Origin of the sequence: Vibrio sp. 1874, assembly GCF_033344395.1 — a bacterium.
GTDB lineage: Bacteria > Pseudomonadota > Gammaproteobacteria > Enterobacterales > Vibrionaceae > Vibrio > Vibrio alginolyticus.
In genome coordinates, this window is sequence record NZ_JAWPOR010000019.1 from 37,641 (window position 1) to 54,267 (window position 16,627).

Annotated in this window: 14 protein-coding genes; 10 read left to right on the forward strand and 4 right to left on the reverse strand. The window is 43.4% G+C overall.

Features of this window, described 5'->3' with window-relative positions; all coding sequences use genetic code 11:
• Positions 1-123: 123 nt before the first annotated feature.
• Together R8N46_RS21565 and R8N46_RS21570 are read left to right on the forward strand one after the other, a co-directional pair.
• The gene (locus R8N46_RS21565; protein ID WP_064368433.1) at positions 124-1,182 is read left to right on the forward strand and encodes a 3-deoxy-7-phosphoheptulonate synthase; all 1,059 of its coding nucleotides are present in this window, start codon (positions 124-126) and stop codon (positions 1,180-1,182) included.
• A gap of 21 nt (positions 1,183-1,203) precedes the next feature.
• Positions 1,204-1,686, forward strand: a complete 483-nt coding sequence (locus tag R8N46_RS21570; RefSeq protein WP_005377415.1) for a YajQ family cyclic di-GMP-binding protein — start codon at positions 1,204-1,206, stop codon at positions 1,684-1,686.
• 102 nt (positions 1,687-1,788) lie between these two features.
• Here R8N46_RS21570 and R8N46_RS21575 read toward each other — a convergent pair whose 3' ends face one another.
• Positions 1,789-2,709 carry a bifunctional precorrin-2 dehydrogenase/sirohydrochlorin ferrochelatase gene (locus R8N46_RS21575; RefSeq protein ID WP_005390199.1) on the reverse strand — a complete coding sequence of 307 codons (921 nt, stop codon included), beginning with the start codon at positions 2,707-2,709 and terminating at the stop codon, positions 1,789-1,791.
• Positions 2,710-3,169: 460 nt separating this feature from the next.
• On the opposite strand from R8N46_RS21575, the gene R8N46_RS21580 reads away from it, so the two are divergent.
• The 5 genes from R8N46_RS21580 (at position 3,170) to R8N46_RS21600 (ending at position 8,406) form a co-directional block, all read left to right on the forward strand.
• On the forward strand, positions 3,170-4,198 hold the full coding sequence (locus R8N46_RS21580; RefSeq protein WP_005377403.1) for an amino acid ABC transporter substrate-binding protein: 1,029 nt from the start codon (positions 3,170-3,172) through the stop codon (positions 4,196-4,198).
• Between the two features lie 218 nt (positions 4,199-4,416).
• Positions 4,417-5,622 (forward strand): amino acid ABC transporter permease, encoded by a 1,206-nt coding sequence (locus tag R8N46_RS21585; protein WP_005377402.1) that lies wholly within the window; start codon positions 4,417-4,419, stop codon positions 5,620-5,622.
• 1 nt (position 5,623) lies between these two features.
• A complete protein-coding gene (locus tag R8N46_RS21590) occupies positions 5,624-6,721 on the forward strand; it encodes an amino acid ABC transporter permease (RefSeq protein ID WP_005389988.1) in 1,098 nt (365 codons plus the stop codon).
• A 23-nt stretch (positions 6,722-6,744) separates the two neighbouring features.
• The gene (locus R8N46_RS21595; protein ID WP_005377400.1) at positions 6,745-7,494 is read left to right on the forward strand and encodes an amino acid ABC transporter ATP-binding protein; all 750 of its coding nucleotides are present in this window, start codon (positions 6,745-6,747) and stop codon (positions 7,492-7,494) included.
• A 249-nt stretch (positions 7,495-7,743) separates the two neighbouring features.
• Positions 7,744-8,406, forward strand: a complete 663-nt coding sequence (locus R8N46_RS21600; RefSeq protein WP_025766607.1) for a Bax inhibitor-1/YccA family protein — start codon at positions 7,744-7,746, stop codon at positions 8,404-8,406.
• Positions 8,407-8,482: 76 nt separating this feature from the next.
• Here the strand turns inward: R8N46_RS21600 and R8N46_RS21605 are convergent, their stop codons facing one another.
• Complete coding sequence (locus R8N46_RS21605; RefSeq protein WP_047102337.1) at positions 8,483-8,857, reverse strand: chromosome partitioning protein ParB; 375 nt, start codon at positions 8,855-8,857, stop codon at positions 8,483-8,485.
• Between the two features lie 908 nt (positions 8,858-9,765).
• Here R8N46_RS21605 and R8N46_RS21610 point away from each other — a divergent pair.
• Positions 9,766-10,095 (forward strand): TusE/DsrC/DsvC family sulfur relay protein, encoded by a 330-nt coding sequence (locus tag R8N46_RS21610; protein WP_005377396.1) that lies wholly within the window; start codon positions 9,766-9,768, stop codon positions 10,093-10,095.
• A 2-nt stretch (positions 10,096-10,097) separates the two neighbouring features.
• Here the strand turns inward: R8N46_RS21610 and yccX are convergent, their stop codons facing one another.
• Positions 10,098-10,370 (reverse strand): acylphosphatase, encoded by a 273-nt coding sequence (gene yccX / locus R8N46_RS21615; protein ID WP_213972553.1) that lies wholly within the window; start codon positions 10,368-10,370, stop codon positions 10,098-10,100.
• A 90-nt stretch (positions 10,371-10,460) separates the two neighbouring features.
• Between yccX and R8N46_RS21620 the strand changes: the two genes are divergently transcribed.
• On the forward strand, positions 10,461-11,864 hold the full coding sequence (locus R8N46_RS21620) for a methyl-accepting chemotaxis protein (protein WP_064353947.1): 1,404 nt from the start codon (positions 10,461-10,463) through the stop codon (positions 11,862-11,864).
• A 160-nt stretch (positions 11,865-12,024) separates the two neighbouring features.
• The gene (locus tag R8N46_RS21625) at positions 12,025-13,218 is read left to right on the forward strand and encodes a class I SAM-dependent methyltransferase (protein WP_054579311.1); all 1,194 of its coding nucleotides are present in this window, start codon (positions 12,025-12,027) and stop codon (positions 13,216-13,218) included.
• Between the two features lie 52 nt (positions 13,219-13,270).
• On the opposite strand, the gene R8N46_RS21630 is transcribed toward R8N46_RS21625, so the two are convergent.
• Positions 13,271-16,627 (reverse strand): VWA domain-containing protein (locus R8N46_RS21630; RefSeq protein WP_318189667.1); only part of this gene is annotated, 3,357 nt, incomplete at its 5' end.

Genomic DNA, 16,627 nt, shown 5'->3' on the forward strand with positions numbered 1-16,627 from the left:
AATGAATACCTACACCTTTGTATACAATTCGGTATTTCCTGGCGAAGATTCCCGTGAAACGGTTTATTCCTGCCTGTAATTCCGTTATCTTTACCCCTTCGCAATAGAGAATAAAGCTATAACATGCCTATAAAAACAGATGAATTGAGAACCCAACCTTTGGGTCCAATGCCTACCCCAGCAGAGCTAGGTAGTGTACATCCTATTACGGATGACGTTGCAGACCGTATCGCTCAATCTCGTCGTCAGATTGAAAACATTTTATCGGGTGAAGACGATCGCCTTCTTGCGATTGTAGGTCCGTGTTCTGTTCACGACACTGAAGCTGCCATTGATTACGCCACTCGCCTGAGTGAAATCCAAGACAAGTACAAAGACGAACTGTTTATCGTGATGCGTACTTACTTTGAAAAGCCTCGTACAGTAGTTGGTTGGAAAGGTTTGATTACGGACCCTAACCTAGATGGTTCTTACGCACTTGAAGCTGGTCTTCATAAAGCTCGTAAACTACTACTGGATATCAACAAGCTCGGTCTTGCGACTGCTACTGAGTTTCTTGATATGATCACCGGCCAATACATCGCGGATTTGATCACTTGGGGCGCGATTGGTGCTCGCACAACGGAATCACAAATTCACCGTGAAATGGCGTCGGCACTATCTTGCCCAGTTGGTTTCAAAAATGGCACAAATGGCAACGTAAAAATTGCAATTGATGCAATTCGCGCATCGAAAGCATCGCATTACTTCTACTCGCCAGATAAGAACGGTCGAATGACGGTTTACCGTACAAGTGGTAACCCTTACGGTCATATTATTCTGCGCGGTGGAGAAAAAGGCCCTAACTTTGATGAAGCATCAGTCAAACAAGCATGTAATGCTTTAGCTGAGTTTGGATTGCCACAACGTTTGGTTGTGGATTTCAGCCATGCAAACTGTCAGAAGCAACACAGAAAACAAATCGACGTAGCTCAGGACATTTGTAACCAAATTAAGTCAGGCAGCACTCGTATTGCGGGTATCATGGCAGAAAGCTTTATTCTTGAAGGCAATCAGCCAATGACTGACATCAATAACCTAACGTATGGTCAGTCTATTACAGATCCATGCCTAGGTTGGGAAGACACTGCTACAATGCTAGATATGCTGGCAAGCGCTGTTAAGTCCCGAAAGTCCCTATAACAAAATAATCAAGGAATCTTCATGCCATCGTTTGATATTGTTTCTGAAATCGATACGGTTGAACTACGTAACGCCGTTGATAACGCTAACCGTGAATTGTCTACTCGTTTCGATTTCCGCAACGTAAATGCGAGCTTTGAGCTAGTAGAAGAAAACGTAAAAATGTCTGCGGAAGGTGACTTCCAACTTAAGCAAATGCGCGACATTTTACGCGGCCACTTAGCGAAGCGTAACATTGACGCGAACGCAATGGATGCACAAGACCCAGACGTTACTGGTAAAAACTGGCACCAAACTCTGCTTTTCCGCCAAGGTATTGATACTCCAACGGCGAAAAAAGTAGTGAAACTTATCAAAGACGCAAAGTTAAAAGTACAAGCTTCTATTCAAGGCGACAAAGTACGTGTTACCGGTAAGAAACGCGACGACCTGCAAGCGACAATGGCAGCGATTCGTGAAGCAGAGATGGGTATCCCATTCCAGTTTAACAACTTCCGTGATTAATCAATCTGAGAAGTAAATAAAAACGCCAGCGCATAATCCGCTGGCGTTTTTTATTGGCTTTAGTGTAACGAACTACGTATCTACTTTTAGCATTTGGCATTGCTAGATAACTAAGTCCTGCCCTTGCAGCAATACGAATTCGCTCGTTCCTTGTGGTATGAACACGCAAATTCGAAGCTTTTCAGCTTTAGCCTTGGCCAGCATATCCGAAAGCTCAGCAGCGCTCGAGAAAGCTTCTCTTTCTGCATCTCTTCGTATTAGTTCTAACACATTCGCTTCACATCGAGTTGAGTACAGAGCCAGCTCCGCTTGTTGCATATAGCGTACGGCTTTTATTGGCAACATCTCAACATCTTTCCCAACATGAACCCAAGTACAACTTCCCTTTTCATCTAAGGGTGTTGCCATGGTCGCTTGGTAAATTGCTTCTAACTCACGATTATCTCGCGCGTTTTCCACTTCGGGATTCGAGAAGAATTGCTCCCAAAACTTGCGGCGTAAATCGACACTAGGCAGCGCCTCTTTAATTGAGTTTCGCTTTGAGTTAGCAAAATCCGCCATCAACCCCATGTTTTGTGGCAGTATCGATTCAAGTTTTTCACGGATGTTTCGAATTAAAACTGGCGAAGCTCCACCACTAGAGATAGCGATTTGGATGCGGCCACGATTAATCATAGACGGCGTGATGAAATCACAATAAGGCTTATCATCCACAACGTTAACCAAGATGCCTAGCTCTTTGGCATCTTTGTACACTTGGTGATTTAGCTCAGGATTGTCTGTCGTCGCCCACACTTGAACAAAGCTTTTAGTGACAATGTCACTCGAATAGAAACGTTGTACCCAGCGCAGTTGATGCTCAGAAGCAAGCTTAGACAGAAAATCAACCAACGTCGGAGAAACGATAGTCACATCCGCCCCAGCCTTTAGCAACGCTTCCACCTTTCGGCTTGCCACCTCACCGCCACCCACGACGAGAACGGGTTTATTAATTAAATCTAAGAACAGAGGAAAATATCGCATTTCAATCCATGATTACTCTAATTAGCTGTTGTAGACCATGCTACCAAAAATAGGGCAAGCTCATCACCCTGTTTCGGTATCACAAATAATTTTTGTTTGAATTTTTACTGAACTTCACCTTGCTCAGCTAATGACAGTTTTAATAACAACTTTTTATTCTTTTGTATTGTTCACTCTTCTATTGATTGTTCTGATGCACCAAATTGTCCATGAATTGCACTATTTACAAACAATTAACATTTCGTCATTCTAAATCTCAAGGCACTTTGTAAGTTCTCTCAAAACTTCATTTAAATTATATATTTGAGAATTAACAGATCCTTTCCTACGCTTATAACTGGTTGATCTATCGAATGCCGTTTCTTCGAAAATCAATCACGTAGGACGATAACTCTAACGAATTGGACACGTTATTTCAGGTCACTCCTGATTAAACATGGATCATACAGGAAGGATACAAATGGCAAATAAACTCACAGTTCTTGCTTCCGTCGTAGCGGCTTCTACTGCGATGATGGCAACATCAGCTCAAGCAGCAGACACTACTCTGGACAAAGTCACAAAACAAGGCTTTCTTACTTGTGGCGTAAGTACCGGTCTACCTGGTTTCTCTAACCCTAACTCAAAAGGCGAATGGGAAGGTATCGACGTAGAATATTGCCAAGCACTGGCTGCAGCCGTTCTTGGGGATAAAACGAAAGTTAAATATGTACCCCTAACCGCAAAAGAACGTTTCACTGCGCTTCAATCTGGTGAGATTGATGTGCTTTCCCGTAACACGACCTGGACTCTCCACCGTGACACTGCACTGGGCCTAAACTTCGTAGGTGTGAACTACTACGACGGTCAAGGTTTTATGGTGAAGAAGGAACTTGGTATATCAAGTGCTAAAGAGCTTGATGGTGCGTCGGTATGTGTTCAATCAGGTACAACAACCGAGCTAAACCTTGCAGATTATTTCCGCAACCAAGGCATGGCGTACAAACCTGTGGTATTCGACACAGCGGCGCAAACTTCGAAAGGTTTTGATGCGGGACGCTGTGACGTATTAACAACTGACCAATCTGGCCTTTATGCACTGCGTTTGAATTTGAAAGATCCGTCCTCTGCGGCCGTTCTTCCAGAAATCATCTCTAAAGAGCCACTAGGTCCAGTCGTTCGTCAAGGCGATGATCAATGGTTTAACATCGCTAAGTGGACATTGTCTGCGATGATTAACGCTGAAGAATACGGTATTAGTTCGAAGAATGCGGATGAAATGCTGAAGTCAACAGATCCAAACATCAAACGTATCCTTGGTGTTGATGGCCCTAAAGGCAAAGGGTTGGGTATCCGCGACGATTGGGGCTACCAGGTTATCAAACAAGTTGGTAACTATGGTGAAAGCTTCGAACGTACAGTCGGTACTGGTTCGCCGTTAGAAATCTCTCGTGGCGTTAATGCGCTATGGAATGCAGGCGGCTTTATGTACGCGCCACCAATCCGATAGAAAGAGTTAATCAGGGCGGTTCATGCCGCCCTTTTTCTTGATTATATCTCACTGTATGAGTAAGGATCGCTCATTGGATGGCGAAAAGCGCTCGCTTGGTGGAACGGCTTTAAAGGTTCGTATGTCACCAGACATGAGAGCGTTATTCTTTAGCCAGCAAGGACGAAACTTCTTTATACAGGCCGATATCTATAACTAAGGTTTGAGGTTATCGCTGTATGAAACCGACACAAGATGCATCGCCAAGTACGATGTCCAAACCAAGCGGAAGCAAGAGCCTGATTTATAATCCTGCCTTTCGTTCTGCTATTTTCCAGATCATTGCCATTGCTGCACTGGTATTTTTCTTTTACACGATTGTAAACAACGCTCTCAATAACTTAGATGCTCGTGGTATTGCAACGGGCTTCGGTTTTCTGAATCAAGAAGCCGGGTTTGGTATTGGGTTAACATTAATTGAATACGATGAAACGTACTCTTACGGTAGAACATTTATCATCGGCCTTCTTAATACGGCGTTAGTCTCCGTATTAGGTATTATTCTGGCTACTGTGATTGGCTTTACCATGGGGGTTGCCCGCCTTTCTTCTAACTGGTTAGTTAGTCGTTTAGCGGCAGTTTATATCGAAACTTTCCGAAATATCCCCCTTCTTCTGCAAATATTCTTCTGGTATTTCGCTGTTCTTCAAGCATTACCCTCACCACGCCAAAGCTTAAGTCTTGGTGAAGCTATTTTCCTGAACGTTCGTGGCTTATATTTCCCTGCACCGACTATGGAACCTGGCAGTAGCTACGTTATTGCCGCGTTAATCTTCGGGGTAATCGCAAGCTTATTAATTAATGTATGGGCGAATAATAAGCAACGTCTCACCGGGCAACAAACCCCAATGGGAAGAATAGTTTTGGGTTTAGTTGTTGGCCTTCCATTGGTTGTGTACTTCCTTGCTGGTATGCCAATTTCACTGAATTATCCTGAACTAAAAGGGTTTAACTTCCGAGGTGGTATTAGCATTATTCCTGAATTGGCTGCGCTACTTTTGGCATTGAGTGTTTATACAGCTTCTTTCATTGCTGAGATTGTGCGCTCTGGTATTAATGCGGTTAGCCATGGTCAAACCGAAGCAGCGATGTCGCTAGGCTTACCACGCTCGAAAACTTTAAAGCTTGTTGTCATTCCTCAAGCGTTACGAATTATTATTCCACCTTTAACCAGTCAATATCTCAACCTCACCAAAAACTCATCGTTAGCGATGGCGATTGGTTACCCAGATCTTGTCTCTGTGTTTGCTGGTACTACCCTGAACCAAACGGGACAAGCGATTGAGATCATTGCGATGACGATGGGCGTGTACTTGACATTAAGTCTGATTACGTCTGCATTAATGAACTTGTATAACCGTAAAGTCGCGCTGGTGGAGAGATAATATGAGTACTCATCAATTTCAACCGGATCTCCCACCACCCGCCAATACTGTAGGCTTCGTTGGTTGGATGCGGAAAAATCTATTTAATGGCCCTATCAATTCCATTGTTACTGTCATTCTTGCGTATATTGTCGTAACTGCAATATGGTATATCGTGGATTGGGCGTTTATTAACGCAGACTGGATTGGCTCAACGCGTGACGACTGTAGCCGAGATGGTGCTTGCTGGGTATTTATCAGCGTGCGCTGGGAGCAGTTCATGTATGGTTTTTATCCAGAGTCCGAACTATGGCGCCCTCGCCTTTTCTATATCACATTGGCCATATTTACTGTTTTACTCGCGTATGAGAAGACACCGAAACGGATGTGGATTTGGCTTTTCTTCGTAAACATCTACCCATTCATCATCGCTGGGCTGTTATACGGTGGTGTCTTTGGACTAGAAGTGGTCGATACACACAAGTGGGGTGGACTACTCGTTACACTCATTATTGCGCTAGTTGGTATCGTAGTTTCATTGCCAATTGGTGTGGTGCTTGCGCTTGGTAGACGTTCAGAGATGCCGATCATTCGCAGCATTTGTACCGTCTACATTGAAGTTTGGCGTGGCGTTCCGCTGATTACGGTTTTGTTCATGGCTTCGGTTATGCTTCCATTGTTTATGTCTGAAGGTTCAGAGACAGATAAACTGATTCGCGCCCTTATAGGTGTGGTTATGTTTGCCTCCGCTTACATGGCAGAAGTGGTACGCGGTGGTCTACAAGCCATTCCGAAAGGTCAATATGAAGCCGCTGATGCGCTTGGGTTAAGTTACTGGAAAAAGACTGGGCTGATTATCTTGCCACAGGCGCTAAAGATTACTATTCCTTCTATCGTGAACACCTTCATCGGTTTGTTTAAAGACACCAGTTTGGTACTCATCATTGGTATGTTTGACGTACTCGGTATAGGGCAAGCAGCAAACACCGACCCTGAATGGTTAGGCTTTGCTACAGAAAGTTATGTATTTGTCGCGTTAGTGTTTTGGGTATTTTGTTTTGGCATGTCACGCTATTCGATATGGCTTGAAAACAAACTTCATACCGGTCACAAACGATAACTCATCAAGATCAAGGACGTATTATGACGCAACAACAAGATTACATGATCCAATTGAAGGACATGAATAAATGGTATGGTGAGTTTCACGTACTAAAAAATATTAACCTCGACGTTAAGCGCGGCGAGAAAATCGTTATCTGTGGCCCATCTGGGTCGGGAAAATCAACGATGATTCGCTGTATTAACCGCCTTGAAGAGCACCAAGCAGGCAGCATTTACGTCTCTGGTACGGAATTAACTGAAGACTTAAAGAACATTGAAGCAGTACGCCGAGAAGTGGGCATGTGCTTTCAACACTTTAATCTCTTCCCTCATTTAACCGTACTGGAAAACTGTACGCTCGCGCCTATCTGGGTGAAGAAGATGCCAAAAGATGAGGCAGAAGCGGTTGCGATGAAATATCTGGAACGTGTAAAAATTCCAGACCAAGCGGAGAAGTATCCCGGTCAGCTGTCTGGTGGCCAGCAACAACGTGTGGCGATTGCTCGCTCTTTGTGTATGAACCCTAAAGTCATGCTTTTTGATGAGCCAACATCTGCACTCGACCCGGAAATGGTTCGCGAAGTACTGGATGTAATGGTCGAACTCGCCGAGGAAGGCATGACTATGCTATGTGTGACACATGAAATGGGCTTTGCTAAAGAAGTTGCCGATCGCGTGATATTCATGGACGCAGGAGAGATCATCGAAGAAAACAACCCTGTTGATTTCTTCGAAAATCCTCAATCGGATAGGACCCAAAATTTCCTAGCGCAAATCTTACACCACTAAGATTTAGCCGAATCGACATAAAAAAGCACTGGTTTCTATGAAGCCAGTGCTTTTTGTTACTAAATTCAAAAATCTGTGTAAGAATCAATATAGCTATGCTAGTCAGTAATATTGTGTTACAAGTTGCCAAATACATAACATCTTATTTCTATTATTATTTTATCTAAGTTACGTATGGTTAGGGCTTGATTTTTTGAACTTTCAATCCCATAAATGTACTTAAAAGAAAGTCTCTTATCGAGGAAGATTATGAACAGTCCAATGTTTACCCGCACTTCAACTCAAGAAAGTGCTCTACAAACGAACAAAGTATTGCGTAATACTTACGCTCTACTTTCAATGACACTTTTATGGTCGGCAGTCGTTGCTGGCGTTGCAATGGCATTTAACCTTCCACATCCAGGTATCATCCTAATGCTGGTTGGTTTTTACGGCCTATTATTCTTAACAGAGAAAAACCGTAACAACAGTCTTGGCCTTGTGTTTACGTTCCTATTTACTGGCTTCTTAGGTTACACCGTTGGCCCTATTCTAAACATGTACATTGGTGCAGGCATGGGCGATATCGTATTAACCGCACTCGGTGGTACGGCACTATCTTTCATGGCAGCATCGGCATACGCACTAACAACGAAACGTGACCTATCGATGATGGGTGGCTTAATGCTATCACTATTTGTTGTGCTGGTTGTGGGCATGATTGCAAGCTTCTTTATTCAATCAACCCTCTTACACTTGGCGTTGAGCAGCTTGTTTATCATTTTCTCTACTATGGCGATCCTGATGACAACACAAAGCATTATTCGTGGCGGTGAAACAAACTACATCTCTGCGACAGTAACTTTGTATGTATCAATCTACAACATCTTCATCAGCCTACTAAGCATTCTAGGTATTATGAACGACGATTAATCGTTTCTCGTTAAGTAGAATAAAAAAGCCCGAAGGTAATTCCTTCGGGCTTTTTCTTTGTGTGCAATTCAGTGTATTACGCCTGCTCTACTGACAACTCGATAACTTCGTCAGCTTCTGGATTTTCTCTAAAGCGTCTCACTTTGATCGTTTCCTCTCCTAACATGATTTGCTTGGCGATTCGGTGCATACCGTCAAAAACACGATAGTCACTGGTTAAGATTACCGGATACGACAAATCAGCATTGTTGATTCGTTGGCAATGTTTTGCAATTTCACGGCAGGTTGGCCGTGGCCCTTCATGACTAAACCAAGTCACTTCATTTGGGCCTTTTATATCATCAATCGCAATTTCTTCTACAGGTAAGGATTCTGCAAGTTGCCAAATTCGCTCGATGGACCAAGTGGATTTTACATTGTCATTAATCTCAATGTAACGTTGTTTCGACATGACTAACTCCTTGTCATCATTGTTGTTTCTAACCTGAATACAGGCTTTCATTAATCCAATGAGAATATCGGTCTATGAAAACAAACACGACGTTTAAGCTATTAATTCTCAAACAATCGCTATATCGCTTGTATGAGCGCTTTATAATCACCTCTCTCAGTTTGTAAACTGATTTCAGGGTATAACTTGTCTTAATTCAAACCGCGACTTCGCAATCGCTCATCGACTGATGACAAGAAGCAAAATACTCCAAACGCAACCCACCAATAACCGAACATCTTGAGCGCGGGCAACCAGACTACTGATTTACCAGCTACGCTAAAAAATATGTAGGCCGACATCATCGGTGTCACTAACATGACTCCCCAAGTCAAAAAAAGTAACGGCCCATAGATATACTGCAACCAAGCATACTTCGGTTTTATAGGATTATGTTTTACAAATCCCGTCAGACATAGAAAAGAGAAAATGCTAAAGCATGCTTGCAGTACCGCCCATCCAATGGAAACGAAAAGATTCGACCACTCCATACACTCCTGAATTGCTCCGTGTTGTTGTTAAGCATGGGTGAACATAACGATTTTTTTCAATTTATTCTTTTGATTTAAAACTAGTTTATATTCGTTGTGATCGAGTTATCTAAAACAATAAATATAACTGACAAATCAATCACACCAAGCGAATTGCATAACAATGCAAAACCACCGATATCAACCCCGAAAATTTTCTAACAACACGAATAAAAAAACAAATTTATGCTTAAAATATAATTTAAGAGTATTCAGTTATAGGCCACTACTTTGTACGCTTTTGCTTCGCTCGATACGACTTCGAGATTCTTTTGTTGAGAACATTCTCGGCTGTCGCTAATCTATAAACATCCATGTTTACTTAACGGATAAAACGTTATGTTCGTTTACAACGGCAAAGAAATTGAAACGGATGCTCAAGGCTACTTATTGGATCATACTCAATGGGAAGAAGGTATGATTGAGCTTTTAGCAAAAGAAGAAGACATCGAGCTTACGGATGCTCATTTGGAAGTTGTGCATTTTGTGCGAGACTTTTATGAAGAGTTTAATACCTCCCCTGCAGTGCGTATGCTTGTGAAAGCGATGGAAAAAGCGCACGGCCCAGAAAAAGGTAACAGTAAGTATCTATTCAAGCTGTTTAAAAAGGGACCAGCCAAACAAGCAACCAAATTAGCCGGCCTACCAAAGCCAGCTAAATGCTTGTAGATTCATAAAATTTTAAAACCGCGTAACGGCTTATACGACGCAGGCTCCTGCATCACATGCTCTACTCTTGCAGTTCGCGGTCCTTCTTGTAACCATTCCGAAAACGCAACTATTTGCGCGTCTGTTCCACACGCCATCACTTCAACATCGCCATTGTTTAGGTTCTTCGCATAACCTGTTAACCCTAGCTTCAATCCTTGATGGGAAGTATGGTAACGAAAGCCGACGCCTTGAACGTGACCTTTTACTATAAATCTCTCACACTTTACGTTCATCTTTGTACCGCTTCTTTTTTCTGAGTGATATATTCTTTTCGTCTATTCACCCCACTAAGGATAGTGGGTTTTTGCACGGTTATTATAATTATGAAAGAAATTCCATTCCGCTGGATTGATAAGTATCTCATTCACTTAAAGATTCAAGAAAAGTTCTATTTGCTCTTCGTTCTCCCTCTTCTTGCTTTAGTTATTCTCACTCTCGTCCTTAATAGCGCGGCTAATACACTGATCTCAAGTATGTACCAAGAAGAGCTCATGCTTATGAAAGGCCTGATAGAGGCAGGCAACCTTTCTCAATCTCAAGTAGCAAGCCTCATAGCGGGTTCAGAAACCGTTTCTATTGGCTCTGGTCCGCAATCCGTGTCTGTTTTAAATGGTACGTACAGTTTGGTTGCGAACCATGAACTTTCTTTATGGGCTGCCCTATCAACGACTCAAGTGAGCATTATCTGTGTGAGCTTGTTTATTCTCGCTCTTGGCGTTTACTACATCATGACGTTTATTGGCGGCGCGATGTTCACGATGAACAAAGCATTAAACACTCTTGCGGGTGGCGACTTAACTGCGAGAATGAACTTCTTCCCTGTTCGCGACGAGTTTAGTGAAATTGCTATTACGATAGACAAAGTTGCAGAACGAGAGCAACAAATGGTGCTGTCGATTCAAGAGTCTGTGGCTTTAATGCAACAAATTAGCTCAGATCTGAATCAATCGATTCATCACAGTTCAGATATTTCAGCGACTCAGCAGGAACACCTCAACTCTCTTGCGAGTGCAACTGAACAGATGGCATCAACGATTCGAGAAGTCGCGACACTAGCTCACGATTCAAGCACGCAAACCGATGATGCACGTAACGTGGCTCAGTCTGGACAAGTGAAAGTTGAGAATACGCTTCACTCGATTTCGAACCTTTCTAATGAGATTCAATCTGCGTCTCAAGCCGTTGCCGAGTTAGATGCCAATGCAGCACAAATTGATGAAGTCGTGACAACCATCAATGGGATCTCCGAGCAAACCAACCTACTTGCTCTGAACGCGGCTATTGAAGCTGCACGTGCTGGAGAACAAGGTCGTGGATTTGCGGTCGTTGCGGATGAGGTTCGCGCTCTTGCGGGACGCACTCAGCAAGCGACAGTGGAAATCCAAACGATGATTGAATCGTTACAGCGTAACAGTCAGTCGCTTACTAAGCTGATGGAAGTGACAGTTAATAACGCAAATGAGGGACAAAACCTCATGACGGAAGTGAATCACGAAATCGGCTCTTTGGCAGATAAAAATCAAACTATCTCCGACAGTAGCATTCAAATTGCAACAGCAGCTGAAGAGCAAGGTGTAGTCGCGGACAATATCGCCTCAAGCGTTGAAGAAATTCGAGTTCAAGCAGATAACGTGTGCAATATGATAAGCACGACTTCACAAAACGTTGATCAACTGCGTAAGCAAAGCGACACAATGGAAGCACTACTTACTGGACTTAAAGCATAGCAACGGAATCTATTACAGCAAATTCAATAAAAGGGTCACTTTAGTGACCTTTTTTGTATTTAAAAGTCACTACAATGTACTGGATTGCCGAGGGATATTGCTTTTACCATTTACATCCCGGACAATACGCCCCTTTCAAAATTCAACAAGAGCTAATGAAATGACAGCTGCTATCTATTTGGTTAAAGGTCGTGAGAAATCGGTCAAGCGCAAGCACCCTTGGATCTTCTCTCGAGGCATCAACAAAGTTGAGGGCGAACCTGCTCTTGGCGAAACGGTTGATGTATTCACTCACGACGGTAAATGGCTAGCTAAGGCGGCATATTCGCCAGCTTCACAAATTCGTGCTCGTATTTGGAGTTTTGATAAAGAAGAAATCGACACCGCGTTTTTCGTTAAACGACTTAAAGACGCACAACTTCTTCGTGAAGACATTATCAAACGTGATGGCCTTACGGGTTATCGCCTTATCGCAGCAGAGTCTGACGGCTTACCTGGCGTTACGATCGACCGTTACCAAAATTTCTTTGTGTGCCAACTTCTCAGTGCTGGCGCAGAACACAATAAGCAGGCTATTGTTGACGCTCTGGTTGAGTGCTTCCCTGATTGTAATGTGTACGAGCGCTCTGACGTGGCCGTTCGTAAAAAAGAAGGTTTAAAAGAGAGCACGGGCGTTTTGCACGGCGAAGAGCCACCTAAATCGGTCGTCATCGAAGAAAATGGCGTAAAGATTAGTGTAGATATCGTTGGCGGACACAAAACAGGTTTCTACCTAGATCAACGTGATAGTCGCCAGCAAGCGATGAAATATATGAAAGGCAAAGAAGTTCTTAACTGCTTCTCTTACACAGGTGGCTTCGGACTTTACGCTCTAAAAGGTGATGCAAAGCGTGTGATTAACGCTGACGTGTCGCAACCTGCTTTAGATACCGCAAAATTCAACGCAGAGCTAAACGATTTTGATATTTCGAAGAAGCGTGCCGTGTTCCTAAATGCAGACGTGTTTAAGCTGCTTCGTGAGTATCGTGATCAAGGAACTCAGTTCGATGTGGTTATTATGGACCCACCGAAGTTCGCAGAGAGCAAAGCACAACTAAACGGTGCATGTCGTGGTTACAAAGACATCAACATGCTAGCAATGCAAATTCTAAAACCGGGCGGCACTCTACTGACCTACTCGTGCTCTGGCTTGATGGATCAAGTTCTGTTCCAGAAAATCATCGCTGATGCAGCCGTAGACGCTAACCGCCAAGTAAAGTTTGTGGAGCGTTTTGAGCAAGCCGCTGACCACCCAACCGATACAGCATATCCAGAAGGCTTCTACTTAAAAGGTTTTGCATGTAAAGTGCTTTAGGCTACGAATAAGTAAGACAAAGCAGAAGAAAAGGGCCTACTGGCCCTTTTCATTATGGCTCTAAGTTAACCTTAGTTAGTGCGGATAACACATCTCTCTCAAAGTCCGCATTTCCCACGATTAAATCACTAAACTCTGTCGCCCCGTTTTCTATTACGATAGTTTGAATTGAGTTTCCATCGTTATGGGTTATTTCTAGAGATAAGTCATCGCCATCAATGTTCAAGTCAATACTATTAAGAAGTTCTTCTATCGTATTGTGCCCTGCATCTTCAACGACTTCACTCAGATCTAAGGTGTCCAAATCTCTCTCAAAACCTCTAATTAGATCTGTTCCTGTATCCAAGGAGTCGTTGACCCATTTAAAGACATCTGCCTCGTTATCATTACCGATCAAGATGTCATGACTTACGTCTACTTCAGCTTCAATAATATTTGCAGAGCCATTACTTGAAGCATTTACTCCTCCGTTTTCATCAATAACGAATTGCAGGGTATTCTCACTTTGATCGCCATCGTTATCCGTCAATACATAATCGAAGTCTAACGTTTCAACTGTATCACCCACCGCACCATAAAATGCATACGCACCATCGTTTAGGTCGATTTCCAGAGTATGTTTGCTGTCGATATAGATAGTAAGCTGCATCGTTGTGTCGTCAAATGCATGCGAAATACCATCGTTATTGTCAGTTACTATTAGGTCTGTACCATCAAACGAATAAGTGACACCGTCATGTTCTATTTCGCTAATATAACCACCATCTGCACCAATACCTGTATCTGGAGAAGTGGTATACATCAAGTTCCCCCCAACAGGTTGAATCACTGACTGCAACATAACCGGAGGTAATTGAGTTACGTCAGGAACCACAACACCATCAAGGTCTTGATTCAAAAAGCCATCATATGCTACGCGATCTAATTGCTCCGGCATAAGATTAACGCCCATACCATACGCTAGGGCTGTTATCTGATTATCAGGATCGGTTAGGTGATCAATCCAACTCTGCTCGCGAGCGTCGTTTATAAATGATGACGCAGGGTTTGGCTGACCATCTGACAAGAAGTAACTAACATTCGACGCACTGGTTAACTTACCTACATCATCCCATGACTGTTTTGCTTCATTTAGCGCGTTGTTATAGTTAGTCGCGCCACCCGCAGTTAGCGTCTCAATATACGCTTTGGCCTCCTCGACCGTCAGCCACGTCGCAGCACCTATAGCGTAAGTGGATGCTGTACTGCTATAAGTAATAATTTGAACTCGCGTTTGACCGATAGACTCATATTGATTCAATAACTGAGTTGCCGAATCTTTCATTATCTGCAAGCGATTATCCGTTCGCATAGAACCCGAGACATCCATTATGAGCTGAACGTTGGCACTTTCTTTAGTTTCTGCAACTACATCGTGAATAATAGATGCAGAATCTGGTGAGTCATCTTCCACAATAACGTTGACCGTTGTGGAGTTAGTAAGACCACGAGCATTCGAGACAAGCACAGGCACCTCAATATTTAAGGTGTCTTCTCCAGATGGGTTGGAGTGATCAATCGGACCAAGAAGCTCCGTAGATACCACTCCAGTATCATTGACTGATATTTTGATAACCTCTTCACCGTTCGCTGAACCGATAAGCATTTGGTCGTTATTTGATAACGTCCACGTTACAGAGATACCGTTACTAGTAAGAGCTGTAGATGGTTCACTGAGCGTAACAGAATCAACGGTTTGACCCAGCGTCAATTGTTCTACATCAGTACTCGAGTCAGTTGTGTCATCAAAGCCGTTTAGAGCAGAGTCATCAGCAATGGCGTTGCTTAAGCCTTCCTCAGAAACGTTTAGAGTTACACCTTCTACGATTGGTGGGGCGTAAGGGTTGACAGAAAAGTACCCCGTTTTACTGTCTCCATCATTATCAGTAATCGTGTAGTTAAAATCGATATCCCCATCGCCATAAGGTGAGGTCAAAGGTAAGTATTGGAAGAACTCCCATTTTCCAGTGCTAGGTGTAAGTTGAACTTCGAATGCAAGCTCTCCATCAGCCTCTGCAATCAGTCTATTAGAGTTTTGTGGATCGACGTATATCAACACGTCTTTACCATCTAGAGTCTCTAAACCAGCCTCACCTCCATTTAAGACTATAGAACCAGGGCCATCAGCTCCATATACAGCACCGAGGTTCCCATCCGCACTAGCAATTGGCACGCCAGAGTACGCACCTGTAAAGGTTATTGATTTAACGGTAAAGTCACTGTTGTCTTCAGTATCCGGGCCATTGCCATTACTGGTCGCCTCGAGGATGATTTTATCAAAGCCTCCCTGTTGAACATTGAAATTTGCCGCGTAATCACCACTGCTTGCGTCAGAGCTGAACGATTGCTGAGCAATTAATACACCATCTCTATAAAAAGATGCGATTCCTTTCTCAAGTTCACCACCAAACATTTTCTCAAATTCTATTTCTGCTCCGTAAGCAACTTTATTGCCTAAGTCTATGATTAACTGCTCTGATACACCCTCATTACCCGCGAATCGATAATCGACTTCGTTTTCTAATTGGAAGCCGTTGTTACCAGAACTTTTAACGCCAATCCCTTCTGATGATTGATTGATTTCAGCAGTTCCCAGCATCACAGATTCGTCAGACACAAAACCGTTTGCAGTCACAACAACATCCCCAAATGTTCGACTGGTTGCGTCTGCCTCACTTCCTGCAAAATCTATGCGCCCTGTCAGAACGTTAGGTGCACCAGTAAGCGACACATCGACGGGTTGAACAACAACAGGCACGTATGGGCAATCATCTTCAACGGCCACATTTAAGCTTTGAGATGTTGTTGTTTGTCCATCACTTACAGAAATCTGTAAATCAAAGTTGATGATGTCTTCCACATCATTAACAGGATGATCAAGTGGCTCAAACAGAGTAATAGTATAGTCCCAAGAGCCTTGACCTGAAGCTGAAGGCTCGCTCAGCACAACAGTAGCAACAACGCTCAGGTGAGCAGTTTTCGCAGTCAGCGTTTGAGTACTGTTGTCCCACGTCCACGATATAGGCTCCCCTCCTGATGTTAGGTTGTTAGGGCCTGCCAATACCACTGAAACATTCGCCGTGTCTGGATCGGCAACTGTGAATGTTCCTGAGAAACTTGCGGAGTTAGTGGTGTCTGAAGGTGATCCTGTATTATCAGGGATACCATTAGCTAAACCTTCTTCCGAAACAACTGCATTCACAACATTTGAAATAGAAGGAGGAGCATCATTATCAATAATCGTTGCCGTACCGGTATCGCTGCCTTGTACTGCGCCAATGCCGGTCACCGTGACACTGAAATCTTCTGGGCCTTCATAAACGGCGTCATCAATGGAAGCAATGCGCACATCAAATTCGGTTTGCCCCGC

Excerpts from the sequence above, each read along its gene's own strand:
- R8N46_RS21565 (WP_064368433.1), top strand. The coding sequence starts at position 124 with ATGCCTATAAAAACAGATGAATTGAGAACCCAACCTTTGGGTCCAATG.
- R8N46_RS21570 (WP_005377415.1), top strand. The coding sequence starts at position 1,204 with ATGCCATCGTTTGATATTGTTTCTGAAATCGATACGGTTGAACTACGT.
- R8N46_RS21575 (WP_005390199.1), bottom strand. The coding sequence starts at position 2,709 with ATGCGATATTTTCCTCTGTTCTTAGATTTAATTAATAAACCCGTTCTC.
- R8N46_RS21580 (WP_005377403.1), top strand. The coding sequence starts at position 3,170 with ATGGCAAATAAACTCACAGTTCTTGCTTCCGTCGTAGCGGCTTCTACT.
- R8N46_RS21585 (WP_005377402.1), top strand. The coding sequence starts at position 4,417 with ATGAAACCGACACAAGATGCATCGCCAAGTACGATGTCCAAACCAAGC.
- R8N46_RS21590 (WP_005389988.1), top strand. The coding sequence starts at position 5,624 with ATGAGTACTCATCAATTTCAACCGGATCTCCCACCACCCGCCAATACT.
- R8N46_RS21595 (WP_005377400.1), top strand. The coding sequence starts at position 6,745 with ATGACGCAACAACAAGATTACATGATCCAATTGAAGGACATGAATAAA.
- R8N46_RS21600 (WP_025766607.1), top strand. The coding sequence starts at position 7,744 with ATGAACAGTCCAATGTTTACCCGCACTTCAACTCAAGAAAGTGCTCTA.
- R8N46_RS21605 (WP_047102337.1), bottom strand. The coding sequence starts at position 8,857 with ATGTCGAAACAACGTTACATTGAGATTAATGACAATGTAAAATCCACT.
- R8N46_RS21610 (WP_005377396.1), top strand. The coding sequence starts at position 9,766 with ATGTTCGTTTACAACGGCAAAGAAATTGAAACGGATGCTCAAGGCTAC.
- yccX (WP_213972553.1), bottom strand. The coding sequence starts at position 10,370 with ATGAACGTAAAGTGTGAGAGATTTATAGTAAAAGGTCACGTTCAAGGC.
- R8N46_RS21620 (WP_064353947.1), top strand. The coding sequence starts at position 10,461 with ATGAAAGAAATTCCATTCCGCTGGATTGATAAGTATCTCATTCACTTA.
- R8N46_RS21625 (WP_054579311.1), top strand. The coding sequence starts at position 12,025 with ATGACAGCTGCTATCTATTTGGTTAAAGGTCGTGAGAAATCGGTCAAG.